General features: G+C 62.9%; 14 protein-coding genes. 8 read left to right on the forward strand and 6 right to left on the reverse strand.

From position 1 onward, the window contains the following. Nucleotides 1-233: 233 nt before the first annotated feature. Both BLU37_RS23440 and BLU37_RS23445 read left to right on the forward strand, forming a co-directional pair. Nucleotides 234-1,340, forward strand: a complete 1,107-nt coding sequence (locus BLU37_RS23440) for an enoyl-CoA hydratase/isomerase family protein (protein WP_090209417.1) — start codon at nt 234-236, stop codon at nt 1,338-1,340. A 4-nt stretch (nt 1,341-1,344) separates the two neighbouring features. Further along, a complete protein-coding gene (locus BLU37_RS23445; protein ID WP_019363438.1) occupies nt 1,345-2,496 on the forward strand; it encodes an acyl-CoA dehydrogenase family protein in 1,152 nt (383 codons plus the stop codon). 137 nt (nt 2,497-2,633) lie between these two features. Here BLU37_RS23445 and BLU37_RS23450 read toward each other — a convergent pair whose 3' ends face one another. The 6 genes from BLU37_RS23450 to BLU37_RS23475 all read right to left on the reverse strand — a co-directional run bounded on the left by BLU37_RS23450 (nt 2,634) and on the right by BLU37_RS23475 (nt 9,618). Then, nucleotides 2,634-3,407 carry an enoyl-CoA hydratase gene (locus tag BLU37_RS23450; RefSeq protein WP_090209419.1) on the reverse strand — a complete coding sequence of 258 codons (774 nt, stop codon included), beginning with the start codon at nt 3,405-3,407 and terminating at the stop codon, nt 2,634-2,636. Nucleotides 3,408-3,422: 15 nt separating this feature from the next. Then, nucleotides 3,423-4,550, reverse strand: a complete 1,128-nt coding sequence (locus tag BLU37_RS23455) for an acyl-CoA dehydrogenase (protein ID WP_019363437.1) — start codon at nt 4,548-4,550, stop codon at nt 3,423-3,425. A gap of 9 nt (nt 4,551-4,559) precedes the next feature. Next, nucleotides 4,560-5,747, reverse strand: a complete 1,188-nt coding sequence (locus tag BLU37_RS23460; RefSeq protein WP_090209422.1) for an acetyl-CoA C-acyltransferase — start codon at nt 5,745-5,747, stop codon at nt 4,560-4,562. 11 nt (nt 5,748-5,758) lie between these two features. Next, a complete protein-coding gene (locus tag BLU37_RS23465) occupies nt 5,759-6,526 on the reverse strand; it encodes an SDR family NAD(P)-dependent oxidoreductase (protein WP_090209425.1) in 768 nt (255 codons plus the stop codon). 172 nt (nt 6,527-6,698) lie between these two features. Next, nucleotides 6,699-8,345 carry an AMP-binding protein gene (locus tag BLU37_RS23470; RefSeq protein WP_090209427.1) on the reverse strand — a complete coding sequence of 549 codons (1,647 nt, stop codon included), beginning with the start codon at nt 8,343-8,345 and terminating at the stop codon, nt 6,699-6,701. A 256-nt stretch (nt 8,346-8,601) separates the two neighbouring features. Further along, nucleotides 8,602-9,618, reverse strand: coding sequence for an AraC family transcriptional regulator (locus tag BLU37_RS23475; RefSeq protein ID WP_010450925.1), 1,017 nt, complete (start codon nt 9,616-9,618; stop codon nt 8,602-8,604). Nucleotides 9,619-9,827: 209 nt separating this feature from the next. On the opposite strand from BLU37_RS23475, the gene BLU37_RS23480 reads away from it, so the two are divergent. The 6 genes from BLU37_RS23480 to BLU37_RS23505 all read left to right on the forward strand — a co-directional run bounded on the left by BLU37_RS23480 (nt 9,828) and on the right by BLU37_RS23505 (nt 16,342). After that, nucleotides 9,828-11,480 (forward strand): J domain-containing protein, encoded by a 1,653-nt coding sequence (locus BLU37_RS23480; RefSeq protein WP_090209430.1) that lies wholly within the window; start codon nt 9,828-9,830, stop codon nt 11,478-11,480. Next, on the forward strand, nt 11,480-12,421 hold the full coding sequence (locus BLU37_RS23485) for a DUF3829 domain-containing protein (protein ID WP_157696407.1): 942 nt from the start codon (nt 11,480-11,482) through the stop codon (nt 12,419-12,421). The genes BLU37_RS23480 and BLU37_RS23485 overlap by 1 nt, the downstream gene beginning before the upstream one ends. Before the next feature lie 109 nt (nt 12,422-12,530). Further along, nucleotides 12,531-12,995, forward strand: a complete 465-nt coding sequence (locus tag BLU37_RS23490) for a VOC family protein (RefSeq protein WP_090209435.1) — start codon at nt 12,531-12,533, stop codon at nt 12,993-12,995. 113 nt (nt 12,996-13,108) lie between these two features. After that, complete coding sequence (locus tag BLU37_RS23495; RefSeq protein WP_010450934.1) at nt 13,109-13,984, forward strand: alpha/beta fold hydrolase; 876 nt, start codon at nt 13,109-13,111, stop codon at nt 13,982-13,984. 87 nt (nt 13,985-14,071) lie between these two features. Next, nucleotides 14,072-15,364, forward strand: coding sequence for a dicarboxylate/amino acid:cation symporter (locus BLU37_RS23500; protein WP_090209437.1), 1,293 nt, complete (start codon nt 14,072-14,074; stop codon nt 15,362-15,364). 63 nt (nt 15,365-15,427) lie between these two features. Then, nucleotides 15,428-16,342: a LysR substrate-binding domain-containing protein gene (locus BLU37_RS23505; protein WP_040651569.1), complete on the forward strand. Its 915-nt coding sequence runs from the start codon at nt 15,428-15,430 to the stop codon at nt 16,340-16,342. Nucleotides 16,343-16,368: the final 26 nt, after the last annotated feature.

Below are 16,368 nucleotides of genomic sequence, written 5' to 3' on the forward strand. Positions count from 1 at the left end.
GTCCGCGCAATACGAACCGGATTCGCAACCCCTGGAAACGATGACGAAACGCCAGATCGGACTTGCAACCCCGACACCTTGAGCCAGACTATCCCGAGGCCTGTTCATGCAAGCAAAAATGCAGACAAGACTTGCAGTTATCCGGGTTGTACACGGCAAATTTGCACTGATACGATCAACCACCGTTCGCTTGCGAACGCATCTAAAAAGACAATAAAAGCAGGGAGTCAGTCATGACTGCTCAGGTTTCACCCGCCGCTGCCACGGATCTTGACGACACCTCGGCCGATGTACTGGCGCAGGTGCGCAATAATATCGGTCACCTTACCCTCAACCGCCCCGCCGGCCTCAATGCCCTGACCCTGGACATGGTCCGCCTGCTGCAACGCCAGCTCGATGCCTGGGCCGACGATCCGCAAATCCACGCCGTGACCCTGCGCGGCGCCGGCAATCGTGCCTTCTGCGCTGGCGGTGATATCCGCTCGCTGTACGACAGCTACAAGAGCGGCGACCGGCTGCACGAGGACTTCTTCGTCGAGGAATACGCCCTCGACCTCTGCATCCACCACTACCGCAAGCCGGTGCTGGCACTGATGGACGGGTATGTTCTCGGTGGGGGCATGGGCCTGGTGCAAGGCGCCGACCTGCGGGTGGTCACCGAGCGCAGCCGATTGGGGATGCCGGAAGTCGGCATCGGCTACTTCCCGGATGTCGGCGGCAGTTACTTCCTGCCCCGCATTCCCGGCGAGATCGGCCTGTACCTGGGGGTGAGCGGCGATCAGATCCGGGCCGCCGATGCGCTCTACTGTGGCCTTGCCGACTGGTACCTGCACAGCGACAAGCTGGCTCTGCTGGACCAGCGTCTCGATCAGATGGAATGGCACGACACCCCGCTCAAGGACCTGCAGAGCCTGCTGGCCAAACTCGCCGTTCAAACACTGCCCGATGCGCCGCTGGACAAGCTGCGTCCGGCCATCGACCACTTCTTTGCCCTGCCCGATGTGCCCAGCATCATCGAGCAGATGCGCGAGGTGAGCGTTGCCGACAGCCACGAGTGGGCCAGGGACGTCGCCAGCCTGCTGGAGACCCGCTCTCCCCTGGGAATGGCCGTGACCCTGGAAATGCTGCGTCGCGGTCGCCACCTGAGCCTGGAAGACTGCTTTGCCATGGAGTTGCACCTGGACCGCCAGTGGTTCGAACACGGCGACCTGATGGAGGGCGTCCGTGCCCTGCTGATCGACAAGGACAAGACCCCTCACTGGAACCCACCGACCCTGCAGGCGCTGAGCACCGAGCGGGTCGCGCGTTTTTTCCACGGTCTCGACACGAGCGAAGATTGAAACCATGCACGACATCGAACTGAGCGAAGAGCAAGTAATGATCCGCGACATGGCCCGGGACTTCGCCCGTGGCGAGATCGCGCCCCATGCCCAGGCCTGGGAAAAAGCCGGCTGGATCGATGACGGCCTGGTCCGCAAGATGGGTGAACTGGGCCTGCTGGGCATGGTGGTCCCGGAAGAATGGGGCGGCACCTATGTCGACTATGTGGCCTATGCCCTGGCGGTGGAAGAGATCTCTGCCGGTGATGGCGCCACCGGTGCGTTGATGAGTATTCACAACTCGGTGGGCTGCGGGCCGATCCTCAACTACGGCTCCCAGGCGCAGAAGGAGACCTGGCTGCCGAAACTCGCCACTGGCGAAGCCATCGGCTGCTTCTGCCTGACCGAACCGCAAGCCGGCTCCGAGGCGCACAACCTGCGCACCCGGGCCGAACTCAAGGACGGCCAGTGGGTGATCAACGGCGCCAAGCAATTCGTCAGCAACGGCAAGCGCGCCAGCCTGGCGATCGTCTTTGCCGTGACCGACCCGGAACTGGGCAAGAAAGGCCTCTCGGCGTTTCTGGTGCCCACCGACACCCCGGGGTTCATCGTCGACCGCACCGAGCACAAGATGGGCATCCGCGCATCCGACACCTGCGCCGTCACCCTGAACCAGTGCACGGTACCCGAGGCCAATCTGCTGGGCGAGCGCGGCAAGGGCCTGGCGATTGCCCTGTCGAACCTCGAGGGTGGGCGCATCGGTATCGCCGCCCAGGCACTGGGCATCGCCCGGGCCGCCTTCGACGCGGCGCTGGCCTATGCCCGCGAGCGCGTGCAGTTCGACAAGCCGATCATCGAGCACCAGAGCATCGCCAACCTGCTGGCCGACATGCACACCCGGATCAACGCCACCCGACTGCTGATCCTCCACGCCGCGCGCCTGCGCAGTGCGGGCCAGCCCTGCCTGTCGGAGGCTTCACAGGCCAAGCTGTTCGCCTCGGAAATGGCCGAAAAGGTCTGCTCCTCGGCGATGCAGATCCATGGCGGGTATGGGTACCTGGAAGATTATCCGGTGGAGCGTTACTACCGGGATGCGCGGATCACGCAGATCTATGAAGGCTCGAGCGAGATTCAGCGAATGCTGATTGCCCGGGAACTAAGGCACTACCTGGTGTAATGCCCTGAAAGCATCGCCAGCAAGCCGGCTCCTGCAGGTATTGCGCCGTTCACCAGTGAATGGTTCGGCGCAATACGTTGTGGGAGCCGGCTTGCTGGCGATAGCGGTGTATCAGTAGCCACAAAATCCAGCCGGATTCAACGATCCTTGAACTGCGCCTCACGCTTGGCTACAAACGCCGCCATCCCCTCTTTCTGATCCTCGGTGGCAAACGCCGCGTGGAATACCCGACGCTCGAAACGCACACCCTCGGACAGGCTGACCTCGAACGCGCGGTTGACGCTTTCCTTGATCATCATGCTGATGGGAATCGACTTGCCGGCAATCACCGCCGCCGCCTTCAACGCCTCGTCGAGCAACTCATCGACCGGCACGATCCGTGCGACCAGGCCACAACGCTCGGCCTCCACTGCATCGATAAAGCGCCCGGTCAGGCACAGATCCATGGCCTTGGCCTTGCCCACCGCGCGGGTCAGGCGCTGGGTACCACCCATGCCCGGCAATACGCCGAGGTTGATCTCCGGCTGACCGAACTTGGCGTTATCACCCGCCAGAATGAAATCGCACATCAGCGCCAGCTCGCAGCCGCCACCCAGGGCAAAGCCGGCGACGGCAGCAATGATCGGTTTACGCCGGTTGGCTACCCGGTCGCTGTCGCTGAACAGGTCGTCGAGGTAGATTTTCGGATAGGTCAGCTCGGCCATTTCCTTGATATCGGCACCGGCGGCAAAGGCCTTCTTCGAACCGGTCAGGACGATACAGCCGATCTGCGGATCGGCCTCCAGGCGATCCAGCGCCTGGTTCAGCTCACTGACGATCTGTGCGTTGAGGGCATTGAGCGCCTGTGGGCGGTTGAGGGTGATCAGGCCGACACGGCCCTTGATGTCCAGCAGAATGGTTTCGTAGCTCATCGTTGATATCCTTGCTCACAGGTTGCGCGAAATGACCATGCGCTGAATGTCGCTGGTGCCTTCGTAGATCTGACAGACCCGCACATCGCGGTAGATCCGCTCCAGCGGGAAGTCGTTCAGATAGCCATAGCCGCCGAGGGTTTGCAACGCCGAGGAGCAGACCTTTTCGGCCATTTCCGAGGCGAACAACTTGGCCATAGAGGCCTCCACCAGCGCCGGCTTACCGCTGTCACGCAGGGCTGCGGCGTAGTGCACCATTTGCCGCGCCACGGCGATCTGGGTTGCCATGTCCGCCAGGCGGAACGCCACGGCCTGATGCTCGATCAGCGCCTTGCCGAAACTCTGCCGCTCACGGGCATAGTCGCGGGCCGCCTCGAACGCCGCCCGGGCCATACCGACCGATTGCGCGGCAATGCCGACCCGACCGCCCTCCAGGTTAGCCAGGGCGATACGGTAGCCCTCGCCCTCTTCGCCCAGGCGGTTGGCCAGCGGCACTTTTACGTCCTCGAAGAGGATCTGGCAGGTGTCGGAAGCATGTTGGCCGAGCTTGTCCTCGACCCGCGCGACCTGGTAACCCGGCGAATCGGTCGGCACGATGAACGCGCTGATACCGCGCTTGCCGGCGCTCGGGTCGGTCACGGCAAAGACGATCACCACCCCGGCATTCTGCCCGGAGGTGATGAACTGCTTGCAGCCGTTGAGCACGTAGTGGTCGCCTTCGAGCCGGGCGCGGGTCTTCAGGCCGCTGGCATCGGAACCGGCCTGGGGTTCGGTCAGGGCGAAGGCGCCGAGCATCTGCCCACTGGCCAGCGCCGGCAGGAAACGGGCTTTTTGCTCATCGTTGCCAAAGTTGAGGATCGGTACACAGCCCACCGAGTTGTGCACGCTCATGATGGTCGAACAGGCGCCGTCACCGGCAGCGATTTCCTCCAGGGCCATGGCGTAAGCCAGATAGCCCGTATCACAACCGCCCCACTCTTCCGGCACCAGCATGCCGAAGAAGCCCAACTCGGCCATTTCGCCAATGGCCTCCCGGGGGAAGCGGTGCTCGCGATCCCACTCGGCGGCGAAGGGTTTCAGGCGCTCCTGGGCAAAGTCCCGGGCCGCCTCGCTGATCTGTTGTTGCTCTTGGTTCGGTAGCATGGAAACTCCTTACAGGCACTCGACCGCGATCGCCGTGGCTTCGCCACCGCCGATGCAGATCGCCGCGATACCGCGCTTGAGGTTCTGCTGGCGCAGCGCCGACAGTAATGTCACCAGGATCCGCGCGCCGGATGCACCGATCGGATGCCCCAGGGCGCAGGCACCGCCATTGACGTTGACCTTCTCATGGGGAATCTGCAGCTTGTCCATGGTCACCAGCGTGACCACCGCGAACGCCTCGTTGATTTCGAAACGGTCGACCTGGTCCAGGGACCAGCCGGTTTTCTTCAGCAGCTTGTGGATCGCGCCCACCGGCGCCACCGGGAACAGGCCCGGGGTGTCGGCGAACGCCGCATGCCCGTGGATCACCGCCAGCGCCTTGAGGCCGCGCTTCTCGGCTTCGGAGCGGCGCATCAGCACCAGCGCCGCCGCGCCATCGGAAATCGAGCTGGAGTTGGCCGCAGTGACCGTACCGCCCTGGCGAAACGCCGGTTTCAGCGAGGCGATCTTGTCCAGCCTGGCCTTCGGGGGCTGTTCATCATCGCTGATCAAGCGCTGCTCCTTGCCGACCGTGACCTGCAACGGCACGATCTCGTCGCGGAAACGGCCTTCGCTGATCGCCTGTTGCGCGCGGGTCAGGGAGGCGACGGCAAAGGCGTCCTGAGCCTCGCGACTGAAGCCGTGGTTCTCGGCGCAGTCTTCGGCAAAGGTGCCCATCAGCCGGCCCTTGTCATAGGCATCTTCCAGGCCATCGAGGAACATGTGGTCGAGTACCTGGCCGTGGCCCATGCGATAGCCGCTGCGAGCCCGGTCCAGCAGGTACGGGGCGTTGGACATGCTTTCCATGCCGCCAGCCACCACCACCTCGGCGCTACCGGCCAACAGCCGGTCATGGGCGAGAATGGTCGCCTCCATGCCGGAGCCGCACATCTTGTTCAGGGTGGTGCAACGGGTGCCCTTGTCCAGCCCGGCACCCAGTGCCGCCTGGCGGGCCGGCGCCTGGCCGAGACCTGCGGGGAGCACACAGCCGAACAGCACTTCGTCCACCACATCTACCGCCACACCGGCGCGCTCGACCGCCGCGCGGATCGAAGCGGCACCCAACTGCGGAGCGGTCAGGCTCTTGAGGTCGCCCTGGAAGCCGCCCATGGGCGTGCGTACGGCGCTGACAATGACCACGGGGTCCTGGATAGTCATGGGTATTGCTCCTACTTGGCCGCCATACGCAAGGCACCGTCGAGACGGATCACCTCACCGTTGAGCATGCTGTTTTCAATGATGTGCCGTACCAGTCCAGCGTATTCGGACGGTTTGCCCAGCCGTGGCGGAAACGGTACGCCCGCCGACAGCGAGGCGCGGACTTCCGGGGTCATGCCGGCCATCATCGGGGTTTCGAAGAGACCCGGGGCGATGGTCATCACGCGGATACCGAAGCGCGCCAGTTCACGGGCGGCCGGCAGGGTCAGGCTGACGATTGCCCCTTTGGAAGCGGCATAGGCGGCCTGACCGATCTGGCCGTCATAGGCGGCGACCGAAGCGGTGTTGATGATCACCCCGCGCTCGCCAGCGGCATCCGCCTCGGTCTCGGCCATGGCCGCAGCAGCCAGGCGCATCAGGTTGAAGCTACCGATCAGGTTGACGTTGATCACCTGGCTGAAACTGTCCAGCAGGTGCGGCCCGTTCTTGCCGAGGATCTTCTCGCCACGCACGATGCCGGCGCAGTTGACCAGCCCATGCAGGCCGCCGAAGGCGCTCACCGCGGCCTCTACGGCGCGTTGCGCCTGGTCCTGCTGGGTGATGTCGGCGACCACGCTGTGGGCATTGGCGCCGAGTTTCCGGGCCTGGGCCGCGACGGCCTCGGCATTGAGGTCCACCAGCATCACCCGTGCGCCAGCGGTCACCAGCATTTCAGCGGTGGCAGCACCGAGGCCGGAGGCGCCGCCGCTGACCAGGAAAACCTTGTCTTGTATGTTCATTGTTCTGTCCTTCGTTCGCACTTCAATTCTGGATGCATCTCTGCCCTGGGGTGATCTCTGTTGGAGCGGTTTACCTTGTAGGAGCCGGGCTTGCCCGCGAAGCTCTTTCAACCTCAAGGCACCATTCGCGGCGGTTCGGCGCTCCGACAAGCCCGGCTTCTACAGAGTCATGTCAGGCCCCCGACTGGGCCTTGGCGATCTCCTGGTTGCGCAGGATGAAACGCTGCAATTTGCCGCTCGGGGTCTTGGGCAACTCGTCGACGAATTCGATTTCCCGTGGGTAGGCGTGAGCTGCCAGGCGCTTGCGCACATGCAGGCGCAGCTCTTCGGCCAACTGCGGTTCGGCGCGGTACTGTGCATTGAGTACCACGAACGCCTTTACCAATTCGGTGCGCTCCGGATCGGGCTTGCCGACCACCGCTGCCTCCACCACCGCCGGATGCTCGACCAATGCACTCTCGACATCGAACGGGCCAACCCGGTAGCCCGAGGTGGTGATCACATCATCGCTGCGGCCAACGAAGCTGATGCTACCGTCGGCGCTCAACTCCACCGTGTCACCACTGAGGTAGTACGGGCCGACGAATGCCTTGGTCTCGAAGCCCTTGTAGCCGTTGAACCAGCACATCGGTGACTGGGAGCGGTCCAGGGCAAGAATCCCCGGTTGGCCCACGCCCAGTTCCTGGTGATTGTCATCGAGCACCACGATGCGATGGCCGGGCGAGGCAAATCCCGCCGAACCGACATGCACCGGATGCTGCAGACCGTGGTGGTTGCACAGGACCATGCCCAGCTCGGTCTGGCCGTAGTGATCCAGAATCGTGACATCGAGGTGTTCCGCAAACCAGCGGATCACCTCCGGGTTCAGGGGCTCGCCGGCACTGCTGACCGCCCGCAGACGCCCCCGGATCCGACTGGCAAAGGCTTCGCCAGCAGCGATCAGCAGGCGGTAGGCAGTAGGTGAGCCGGCCAGGTTGGTAATGCCGTATTTCTCGATCACCCGGCAGGTGCTCTCCACGGTGAACGGACCATCGTAGAAGGTGATCGGGTGGCCCAGGCCCAACGGCCCGGTGATACCAAAGTAGAGTCCGTAGGCCCAGCCCGGATCGGCGACGTTCCAGAAAGCATCTTCGGGACGCAGGTCGACTGCGTCGCGGGTGTAGCTCTGGAACGCGATGATCGCCTTGAGTGGTACTTCCAGAGGCTTGGCGGGGCCAGTGGTACCCGAGGTAAACATCAGCAGGAACGGTTCTTCGCCGCTGAGCATCACCGGCTCGCACGTGGCCGGAAAATTATCCAGCTCGGCCCAGAAACTGAAATCCCCGCGAACGATGCCCTGCCCCTTGGCACCGGCGACCGTGACGATGGTTGGGCAGTCAGCCACTTCGCTGAGCTTGCTGCGGTTGGCGGCATCGGTGACCACCACCTTGGCCTTGGAGCTGTTCAGCCGGTGCTCGATGGCCTTGGGCCCGAATGCGGTGAACAGCGGCTGATACACCGCGCCGATACGCCAGGTGGCGAACAGTGTTACCAGCAGTTCGGCATTACGCGGCAACAGTCCGGCGACCTTGTCGCCACGTCCCACGCCCTGGGCCAGCAGGAAATTGGCGAAGCGTGCGGCCTGCTCCTGCAACTGGCTGAAGGTATGGGTGGCGCTGCTACCGTCGCGCCCCTCCCAGAACAGGGCGATCCGGCCCGGCAAGGCGTACCGGTCACAACATTCGACACAGGCATTGAGCGCAGCGAGGGTCCCTTTCAGGCTTGTGTCGGCCACGTGCTGATAATTGAAATCTTCGGTGGCAGTCAAATAGTCACGCATCCCATCAATCTCCCGGTCTTGTTATTAGAGGAAACCGTAGAAAAACCGAGGAAATAGTCGCCCCGTCAGGGACTTGGGACAATGGTCAAAGCCTTCAACCTGATTGACTGGTTTGGCCAATGATGGACTGGAACAAGCACCACGCCACTGGCCCCTGTGGGAACCGGTTTGCTGACGATAGCGGCCCGTCCGAAACGCAGATTTCATTGGATGGCGGCCTGCGGCGGATCGCCAGCAAGCCGGCTCCCACAGGGAGTTATTGGGCCTCGTTGAGAATCAGGCTGCGATAATGCCCCGGATTGGAGCCCGACCATTTGCGAAAGGCCTTGTAGAACGAACTGAGATCGGCAAACCCCAAGCGCGTGGCGATCTCGATGAAGCTGATCGTCGGCTCGGCCAGCCAGGCGATTGCCAGCTCTTTGCGCACGCTGTCCTTGAGGGCCTGGTAGGTCTGCCCTTCCTCCGCCAGCCGGCGGCGCAGGGTCGAGGCCGACATGCACAACTGCAAGGCCAGGCCTTCGGTTTCCGGCCACTGCTGGGCCGGCAGTTGCCGCAGGTCATGCCGGATCCGACTGGAGAAACTCTGGGCGTCGCGGTACTTGACCAGGATATTGGCCGGCGCATGCCCGAGAAAACGCTGCAGTTCCTCAGCGCTGCGCTTGATCGGCAGATCCAGGCAATCGGCAGCGAGGATCATCCGTGTCCGTGGCCGGGCAAAGCGCAGGTTCTCGGAAAACATCACCCGGTAGTCGTCACAGTAATCCGGCTCGGCGCAACGCAACTCGATGGCCAGGATCGGAATGCGCCGCCCGGCCAGCCAGCAGGCCACGCCGTGGACAATCATCCAGTAGGTGAAATAGGTGAACGGCCGCCCCGCCTCGCCTTCCGGCTCAGCCAGGACGATTTCCGCCAGGCTCTGCTGGGTCACCAGTTGCGCTGGCAGGCGCTCGAAAATCAGCGAGAGAAATTCCAGCACCGCTTCCAGCCCGGCTCTCACCGTCGGCTGCGCCATGCCCGCCCGACACAGGTAGGCAAAACTGCCAGCCCGCAGCTTGCGCGGGTCCATGCCGAAGAACTCGTCGTCGTTGCGCAACGCAAGCAAGCGCCACAGGCGTGCATAGTCGCTGGCCGGCACCCGGGCCTCGGGCCGCTGCAGCAGGTGCGGGGCGATCCCGACCTTGTTCAGCACCTCATCGGTGGCCGCGCCAGCGGCACAACTCTGCAGCAGTGCCTCGCGCACCAGATGAATGGAGATGGTGTCTTTGTCCGACATTGTCCGTCGCCCGAGCCCTGCGCTGATCCTTTGACGGCCATCTTAGGGAGCGCCGAGCAAAAAGCCAGCCTGCTGCGCCGATAAAGCCTGTTGCAGCGCGAATAACAGCGCTTTGCTATCATCGGCCGCCAATAATGGAACAGCCTCTCAGGGAGTCTTGTCGGCATGGTTTTGGTAGCGGCACCGAGCACAGAGCCAGGAGTGTGTCGATGAGTTGTTGGGAAATCCTCGGCCTACCCTCTGACGCCGATACCCGCAGTATCAAGCGCCAGTACGCCACACTGCTCAAACGAACGCGCCCGGACGATGATCCGGAGGGTTTCCAACGACTGCGTGAAGCCTATGAGCATGCGCTGAACTGGAGCGACTCGATGCGGCAAAACGCTACAGAGGAGACGGCACCCGCAGCCGAGATCACGCTCTATAACACGGAAACCGGCCTCCAACCACGCGACACGGGGCCCTCTGCGGCCCAGCGCACAGCCACCAGGCTGCTTGAAGGAATCACCCCACAACTGCTCGACGAGCGTTTTGCCGAGGCGGAACAAGCCTGGTGCCAGGCAGAGTTCGAGGAACAGCTGTTGCTCCTTTGCCTCAAGACCGAGCACGACTTCCAGGCCCTGACCCGCTGGGGCCTGGAGCATTTTCAATGGCTGAGCCAGTCGCAACGCGGCAACCTGCCTAACAGCGCGACACTCGAACTGCATCAGCGGCTGTTCAGTAGCCTTGAGGAATCCCTCGCCCACCTGCTCGCCCTGGGTGATATCGAAGGGTTCTGGCGCGAATACTACAACCTGGAACAACTCGACTGGCTCAAGAGCCGGACAGGCTGGGAACAGCTCAATGAGCTACTGGCCCGACTGCTGCTGAACAGTCCGTTCTGGTCGGCGAAATTGTTTAAGTCCGTCTGCAAACTCAATAACTGGAGTATGACGGACTATGTCTCCAAGTGCCCGGAACCCTACTGGACACAATTGCTCGAACGTAACCGTAGCGAGAATTTCCTCTACTACCAGCAACAACGCCTCGAACTGCCACTGAACACACCTGAAAACCGAGCAGCCTACCTACTGTTCGCCGACATCCCCCTGTTGCAACGGCAGATCTTCGCCCAACGCATGCGACCGGACGACTGGAGATTCTGCGAACACCTGGCGCAGTCGATAAGGGACAAACATCCGCGACTGCTAAGCAGGATGCCGGAGAACAATCCGTTTTTCTGGCAAGACCTGAAATCCCAGGATAATGGCTGGCTAAGCTTTGCCGCCGTGATGCTCGCATCCGGCGTGGCGGCCATGCACCACCATCTGCTGCCGGGTAACGGACTGAACGAGACAGCCAATGCCATAGCCCTCTGGTCGCTCCTCCTCAGTGGCCTGACCGGCATGTTGCTGTGGTTCTGGCCCGGCATGGCCGACAGCCTCTGGCCACTCGATAGGCGCCTGAGCCCCTATCTGTCGCCAAGACTGAGCCCACGCAGCCCCAGTCCCCTGCTATTACGCGATCTGTTGCCCTGTTGGCTGATCGCGGCGGTTATTGGCGTCTGGTTGGGCGCCCCCTCACTAATGGCCTACGTTGGAACCATGCTGAGTTTTGGGTGGGCCGACCGGTTGACGAAAAAACGTGCCTGGCCAAGGCTGGCTTCGGCCTACCCGACTTCCTGGTGGTTGGCCTGGGGCATGATGCTGAGCGTGACGCTGAGCACCCTTGGACTGTACGCCGCCCACAGCTTGACCATCGCCAGTCGCAACCATGGCCTGCAACCCTGGCCCGAGCGCCTATGCAGCCGGATGCCCGCCAGCGTCGAGGAATGCCGCCTACCGGCGACACAACAGCAATGGTACGGCAGGGAGACTCACTGATGGACCAGCGCTGGTTCCTGACCTTTGGCGTGTTGCTCATAACAGCCATCTACATGCTGTTCGGCACCGAACAGCAACAGAGTCGCTTCGGTCTCTGGCTCGACCGCCACAGCAACGAAGAAGTCGCCGAAGCCAATGCTCTGCGCCCTCTGATCAAATGCATCAACGTCATGGACGTCCCCTGGCGACTCGACCGTACCCACCAGGCAGTCAGCCAGCATGACGATTTCCCTTATCTGCAACGCCATGACCCCAGTGCGATCCTGCACGACTTCTGCAAGACAGACATCGGCTTCAAGGCCGGCCAGGTCCAGGGGACACGACAGATCACTGACGCAGTGGAGCGTTATACCCACTCGCTCAAATACATGCTGGAGCGTTACCAGGCATTGCAGCGTGATACCATGCCAGAAGAGACGCAGGCGCTCATGCGTAATGACAAGCAGTATGCGAGCACCCTCCAGACTTTCCTGGCGGACTCCAACGCTCTACGCCAGGAACTCGAGGCCGCTGATCTCGCGCTACGTCCCAGACAGCTGAAACAGCTGGAACAGGAGCTGGGCCGTGATATGCATTGGCACCTGCTGAACTACATGCTGCAGGCCCGCCTGACCATCAACCGCCTGGACACTGCCGCGCAAAATCGGCAACTCGACCTGCCCTTGCTGGGCAGCGCCACCGACGGACTGCGCCAGGTCCGGGACGCCGCTCAGGCCTATCGCAACGCGCTGCCCGCCAACCGCCGCAACGGCCCGGCACACGAGCTGTGGTCGATACTGGAGCCGCCGGCGCAACAGTACCAGGCCGCCCTGGAACAACTGGCAACGGACTGGCGCAACCGGGCCGCCCCCCAGGTGCTGAGCGACGACTACTGGAACGTGGGTCATCGCTACGATGTGCTGCTGGCGCTCTACAACCGGCAGGCGGATGTCGACTTCTGATTCCGCGCGCACACTCCGTCAGTTCGCCCAGCCCCTTGTGAGCCGTGGCCTATAGTCAAATGACCGACCACGTTGGCCGGTCATTGCCACCTGACAAGGGAGAACCGCGATGAGTACCAAAGCGATACCGGAAGGTTTCCACAGCATCACCCCCTACCTCGGCGTCAGCCAGGCCGCCGCTGCCATCGACTTCTACAAGCACGCCTTCGGCGCCACGGAGATCATGCGCCTGACGATGCCCGACGGCAGCATCGGCCATGCCGAACTGCGCATCGGCGATTCGCCGCTGATGCTCGGTACCCCCTGCGGTGAAGGACCGTTCGGCAGTCCACAGGGAACAACTTCGGTGGGTATTCACCTGTATGTCTCGGATGTCGACAAACAGTTCGAAACCGCCACGGCAGCCGGAGCAACGGTGATCAGTGAGGTGCAGGACCAGTTCTACGGCGACCGCAGTTGCACCCTCAAGGATCCGTTCGGCCACGTCTGGTTCCTAGCCAGCCACAAGGAGGATCTGACCCAGGCCGAGATCGAGGCGCGGGCAGCCAAGCTGTTCCAAGAACACAAGGACTGAACACGCGCTCGCGACCAGCAACACACTTCATGAACGAGCGCACCACGATTCAGGTCTTGCCCATGGCGCTGAGGGTCTTAGGATGTCGGCAACAATAACGAGGAGTCACATCCATGTTCGCCGGATTCCGGAAAGACCAGCGCCACGTCAACGGTGTGGACATTACCTACCGCATCGGCGGTAACGGACCAGGCCTGCTCCTGCTGCACGGCCACCCACAGACGCATGTTATCTGGCACAAGGTCGCGGACGAGCTGGCCAGGCATTTCACCGTGGTCGCCGCCGACCTGCGCGGCTACGGTGACAGCAGCCGGCCAGCGGCCGACGAGCAACACCTCAATTACTCCAAGCGTGTGATGGGCCGCGACGGTGTCGAGCTGATGCGTGCCCTGGGTTTCGAGCAGTTCTCGATCCTGGCCCACGACCGTGGCGCCCGGGTTGCCCATCGTCTGGCCCTCGATCATCCCGAGGCCGTGCAGCGCATGGTGCTGCTGGATATCGCGCCGACCCTGTCGATGTACACCCAGACCAACGAAGCCTTCGCCCGCGCCTACTGGCACTGGTTCTTCCTGATCCGCCCGGCACCGCTGCCGGAGAGCCTGATCGAGGCCAACCCGGAGCAGTATCTGCGCAGCGTGATGGGCAGCCGCAGCGCCGGGCTCAAGCCGTTCACCGACGAGGCCTTCAGCGAATACATCCGCTGCCTCAGCCTGCCCGGCAGTGCCCGTGGCGTCTGTGAGGATTACCGCGCCAGCGCCGGTATCGACCTGGAGCACGACCGCGCCGATCTCGACGCCGGGCGCAAGCTGAACCTGCCGCTGCTGGTCCTGTGGGGAGCCGAAGGCACAGTCGGCCGCTGCTTCAACCCGCTGCACGAATGGCAACAGGTCGCCACCCAGGCAAGCGGCAAGGCGCTGCCGGGAGGTCACTACCTGGCCGAGGAAATCCCCCAGGCGCTGCTGGACGAAGTGCTGCCGTTTCTGCGCTGAAGAAATGTGAAACACCCTTCCCCCATGGGCTGTCGTGACGGCCCATGACGGGATCGGCTTGCCTGAAACTCTCTCGAGATAATAAAAATGACAATCAGAAAACTGCTGGGAACCCTGTATGTCCAGGTGGTCATCGCCATCGTGCTGGGGGTGCTGATCGGCAACCACTGGCCGCAGACCGGCGTCGAACTCAAGCCGCTGGGCGACGGTTTCATCAAGCTGATCAAGATGATCATCGGCCCGATCATCTTCTGCACCGTGGTCTCCGGTATCACCAACATGCACGACGTGAAGCAGGTCGGGCGAGTGGGCGGCAAGGCGCTGCTGTACTTCGAGATCGTTTCCACTCTCGCCTTGGCCATCGGCCTGATGGCCGCCCACCTGTTGCATCCGGGCTCGGGGTTCAACGTCGACGTGAAGACCCTCGACACCTCGGCCATCGCCAACTTTGTCGGCCAGGCCCAGCATGGTGAGGGCGTGATCGGCTTCCTGCTGCATGTGATCCCCACCACTTTCTTCGATGCTTTCACCCAGGGCGAGATCCTGCCGGTGCTGTTCGTCTCGATCCTGTTCGGTCTGGCGCTGGTGATGGCCGGTGAGAAGGCCCGACCGCTGGTGGGGGTGATCCATCAGGCCAGCGACGTATTCTTTCGCATCGTCGGCATGATCGCCCGGGTGGCGCCCATCGGCGCATTCGGTGCGATGGCCTTTACCATCGGCAAGTACGGCCTGGGCTCGCTGCTGCCATTGATGAAGCTGGTGGGCACCTTCTACCTCACGGCGCTGATCTTCATCACCTGCGTGCTCGGCAGCATCGCCCGCTATGCCGGATTCAGCATCCTGCGCCTGCTGAGCTACATCAAATCGGAACTGTTGATCGTGCTCGGCACCAGCTCATCGGAGTCGGCGCTGCCACAACTGATCCAGAAACTGGAGAGCCTGGGCTGCTCCAAGGGCGTGGTAGGCATCGTGGTGCCGACCGGCTACACCTTCAACCTCGACGGCACCAACATCTACATGACCCTGGCGGTGCTGTTCCTCGCCCAGGCGACCAATATCGACCTGACACTGGAGCAACAACTGACCCTGCTGGCAGTGACCATGCTCACGTCCAAAGGCGCTGGCGCAGTGGTCGGCGCAGGCTTCGTCGCCCTGGCTGCGAGCCTGGCGGTGGTGCCGACGGTACCGGTGGCGGCGATGGTGCTGATCCTCGGCGTGGACCGTTTCATGGCTGAATGTCGTTCGTTGACCAACATCATCGGTAACGCCGTCGCGACCCTGGTGGTGGCGGCCTGGGAAGGCCAGCTCGACCGTAGCAAAATGGCGCCGATCGCTCTCGCTCGCGACCGCCAGGCTCTGGCTGGCCAAGCCACCGAGTAACAGACACAACGACCATCGGTGCTATTCTGGCGGCTCCTGCCGCCAGTGTGCGTTGCCTCGCCCATGACCCCAAAGAAAGACACCGTGCCCCTGCCCGAAGACCTTCGCGTGTTCCTCACCGTCATCCGCAAGGCCGGCTTCGCTGCCGCCGCCGATGAACTGGGGTTGTCGCCGGCCTATGTCAGCAAGCGTATCCAGATACTCGAAACCACCCTCGCTACCCGCCTGCTGCACCGCACCAGCCGACGTATCGCCCTGACCGAGGACGGCGAGCGGGTGCAACGCTGGGCCGTGCGCATCCTCGAAGACTTTCAGCAGCTCAGCGACGAACTGTCCGAAGCCCACGACAGCCCCAGCGGCCGCCTGCACCTGTGCAGCAGCTTCGGCTTCGGTCGCAATCACGTGGCGCCGGCCCTGTCGCTGTTGGCAGAGCGCTATCCGGCCCTGGAAATCCGCCTGGACCTGTTCGACCGCGTGGTGGATATCGTCAGCGAAGGTTTCGACCTGGAGATCCGCGTCGGCGACGACATCCCCGGTCAGCACATCGGGCGGCGCCTGGTCAGCAATCGTCGGGTGCTCTGTGCTGCGCCCGCCTACCTGGAGCGACGCGGCACGCCGCAACAGCTGGAGGACCTGGAGCAGCATGACTGCCTGGTCCTCAAGGAACGCGACAATGCCTTCGGCATCTGGAATCTGGAATGCGACGGCCGCCAGGACAGCGTGCGCGTGCGGGGCCCGCTGTCATCCAACAGCGGCGAGATCGTCTTGCAGTGGGCACTCGATGCACGCGGCATCCTGCTGCGCTCGCTGTGGGACGTCAAGCCGCTGCTGGAGCAGGGTCGGCTGGTGCAGGTACTGCACGAGCATACCCAGAGTGCGAATGTCTGGGCGGTATACCCGACGCGGCTGGCCTACTCCGGCAAACTGCGAGCGTGTGTGGAGTTCCTGCAGGAGCATTTCCGACAATTGTCGATCTGATTCGCCCCTGCGAGGGCCACTGGCTC

Origin of the sequence: Pseudomonas asplenii (assembly GCF_900105475.1) — a bacterium.
Lineage (GTDB): Bacteria > Pseudomonadota > Gammaproteobacteria > Pseudomonadales > Pseudomonadaceae > Aquipseudomonas > Aquipseudomonas asplenii.

Excerpts from the sequence above, each read along its gene's own strand:
- BLU37_RS23465 (WP_090209425.1), bottom strand. The coding sequence starts at position 6,526 with ATGAACATACAAGACAAGGTTTTCCTGGTCAGCGGCGGCGCCTCCGGC.
- BLU37_RS23445 (WP_019363438.1), top strand. The coding sequence starts at position 1,345 with ATGCACGACATCGAACTGAGCGAAGAGCAAGTAATGATCCGCGACATG.
- BLU37_RS23470 (WP_090209427.1), bottom strand. The coding sequence starts at position 8,345 with ATGCGTGACTATTTGACTGCCACCGAAGATTTCAATTATCAGCACGTG.
- BLU37_RS23475 (WP_010450925.1), bottom strand. The coding sequence starts at position 9,618 with ATGTCGGACAAAGACACCATCTCCATTCATCTGGTGCGCGAGGCACTG.
- BLU37_RS23495 (WP_010450934.1), top strand. The coding sequence starts at position 13,109 with ATGTTCGCCGGATTCCGGAAAGACCAGCGCCACGTCAACGGTGTGGAC.
- BLU37_RS23440 (WP_090209417.1), top strand. The coding sequence starts at position 234 with ATGACTGCTCAGGTTTCACCCGCCGCTGCCACGGATCTTGACGACACC.
- BLU37_RS23450 (WP_090209419.1), bottom strand. The coding sequence starts at position 3,407 with ATGAGCTACGAAACCATTCTGCTGGACATCAAGGGCCGTGTCGGCCTG.
- BLU37_RS23460 (WP_090209422.1), bottom strand. The coding sequence starts at position 5,747 with ATGACTATCCAGGACCCCGTGGTCATTGTCAGCGCCGTACGCACGCCC.
- BLU37_RS23500 (WP_090209437.1), top strand. The coding sequence starts at position 14,072 with ATGACAATCAGAAAACTGCTGGGAACCCTGTATGTCCAGGTGGTCATC.
- BLU37_RS23455 (WP_019363437.1), bottom strand. The coding sequence starts at position 4,550 with ATGCTACCGAACCAAGAGCAACAACAGATCAGCGAGGCGGCCCGGGAC.
- BLU37_RS23485 (WP_157696407.1), top strand. The coding sequence starts at position 11,480 with ATGGACCAGCGCTGGTTCCTGACCTTTGGCGTGTTGCTCATAACAGCC.
- BLU37_RS23505 (WP_040651569.1), top strand. The coding sequence starts at position 15,428 with ATGACCCCAAAGAAAGACACCGTGCCCCTGCCCGAAGACCTTCGCGTG.
- BLU37_RS23490 (WP_090209435.1), top strand. The coding sequence starts at position 12,531 with ATGAGTACCAAAGCGATACCGGAAGGTTTCCACAGCATCACCCCCTAC.
- BLU37_RS23480 (WP_090209430.1), top strand. The coding sequence starts at position 9,828 with ATGAGTTGTTGGGAAATCCTCGGCCTACCCTCTGACGCCGATACCCGC.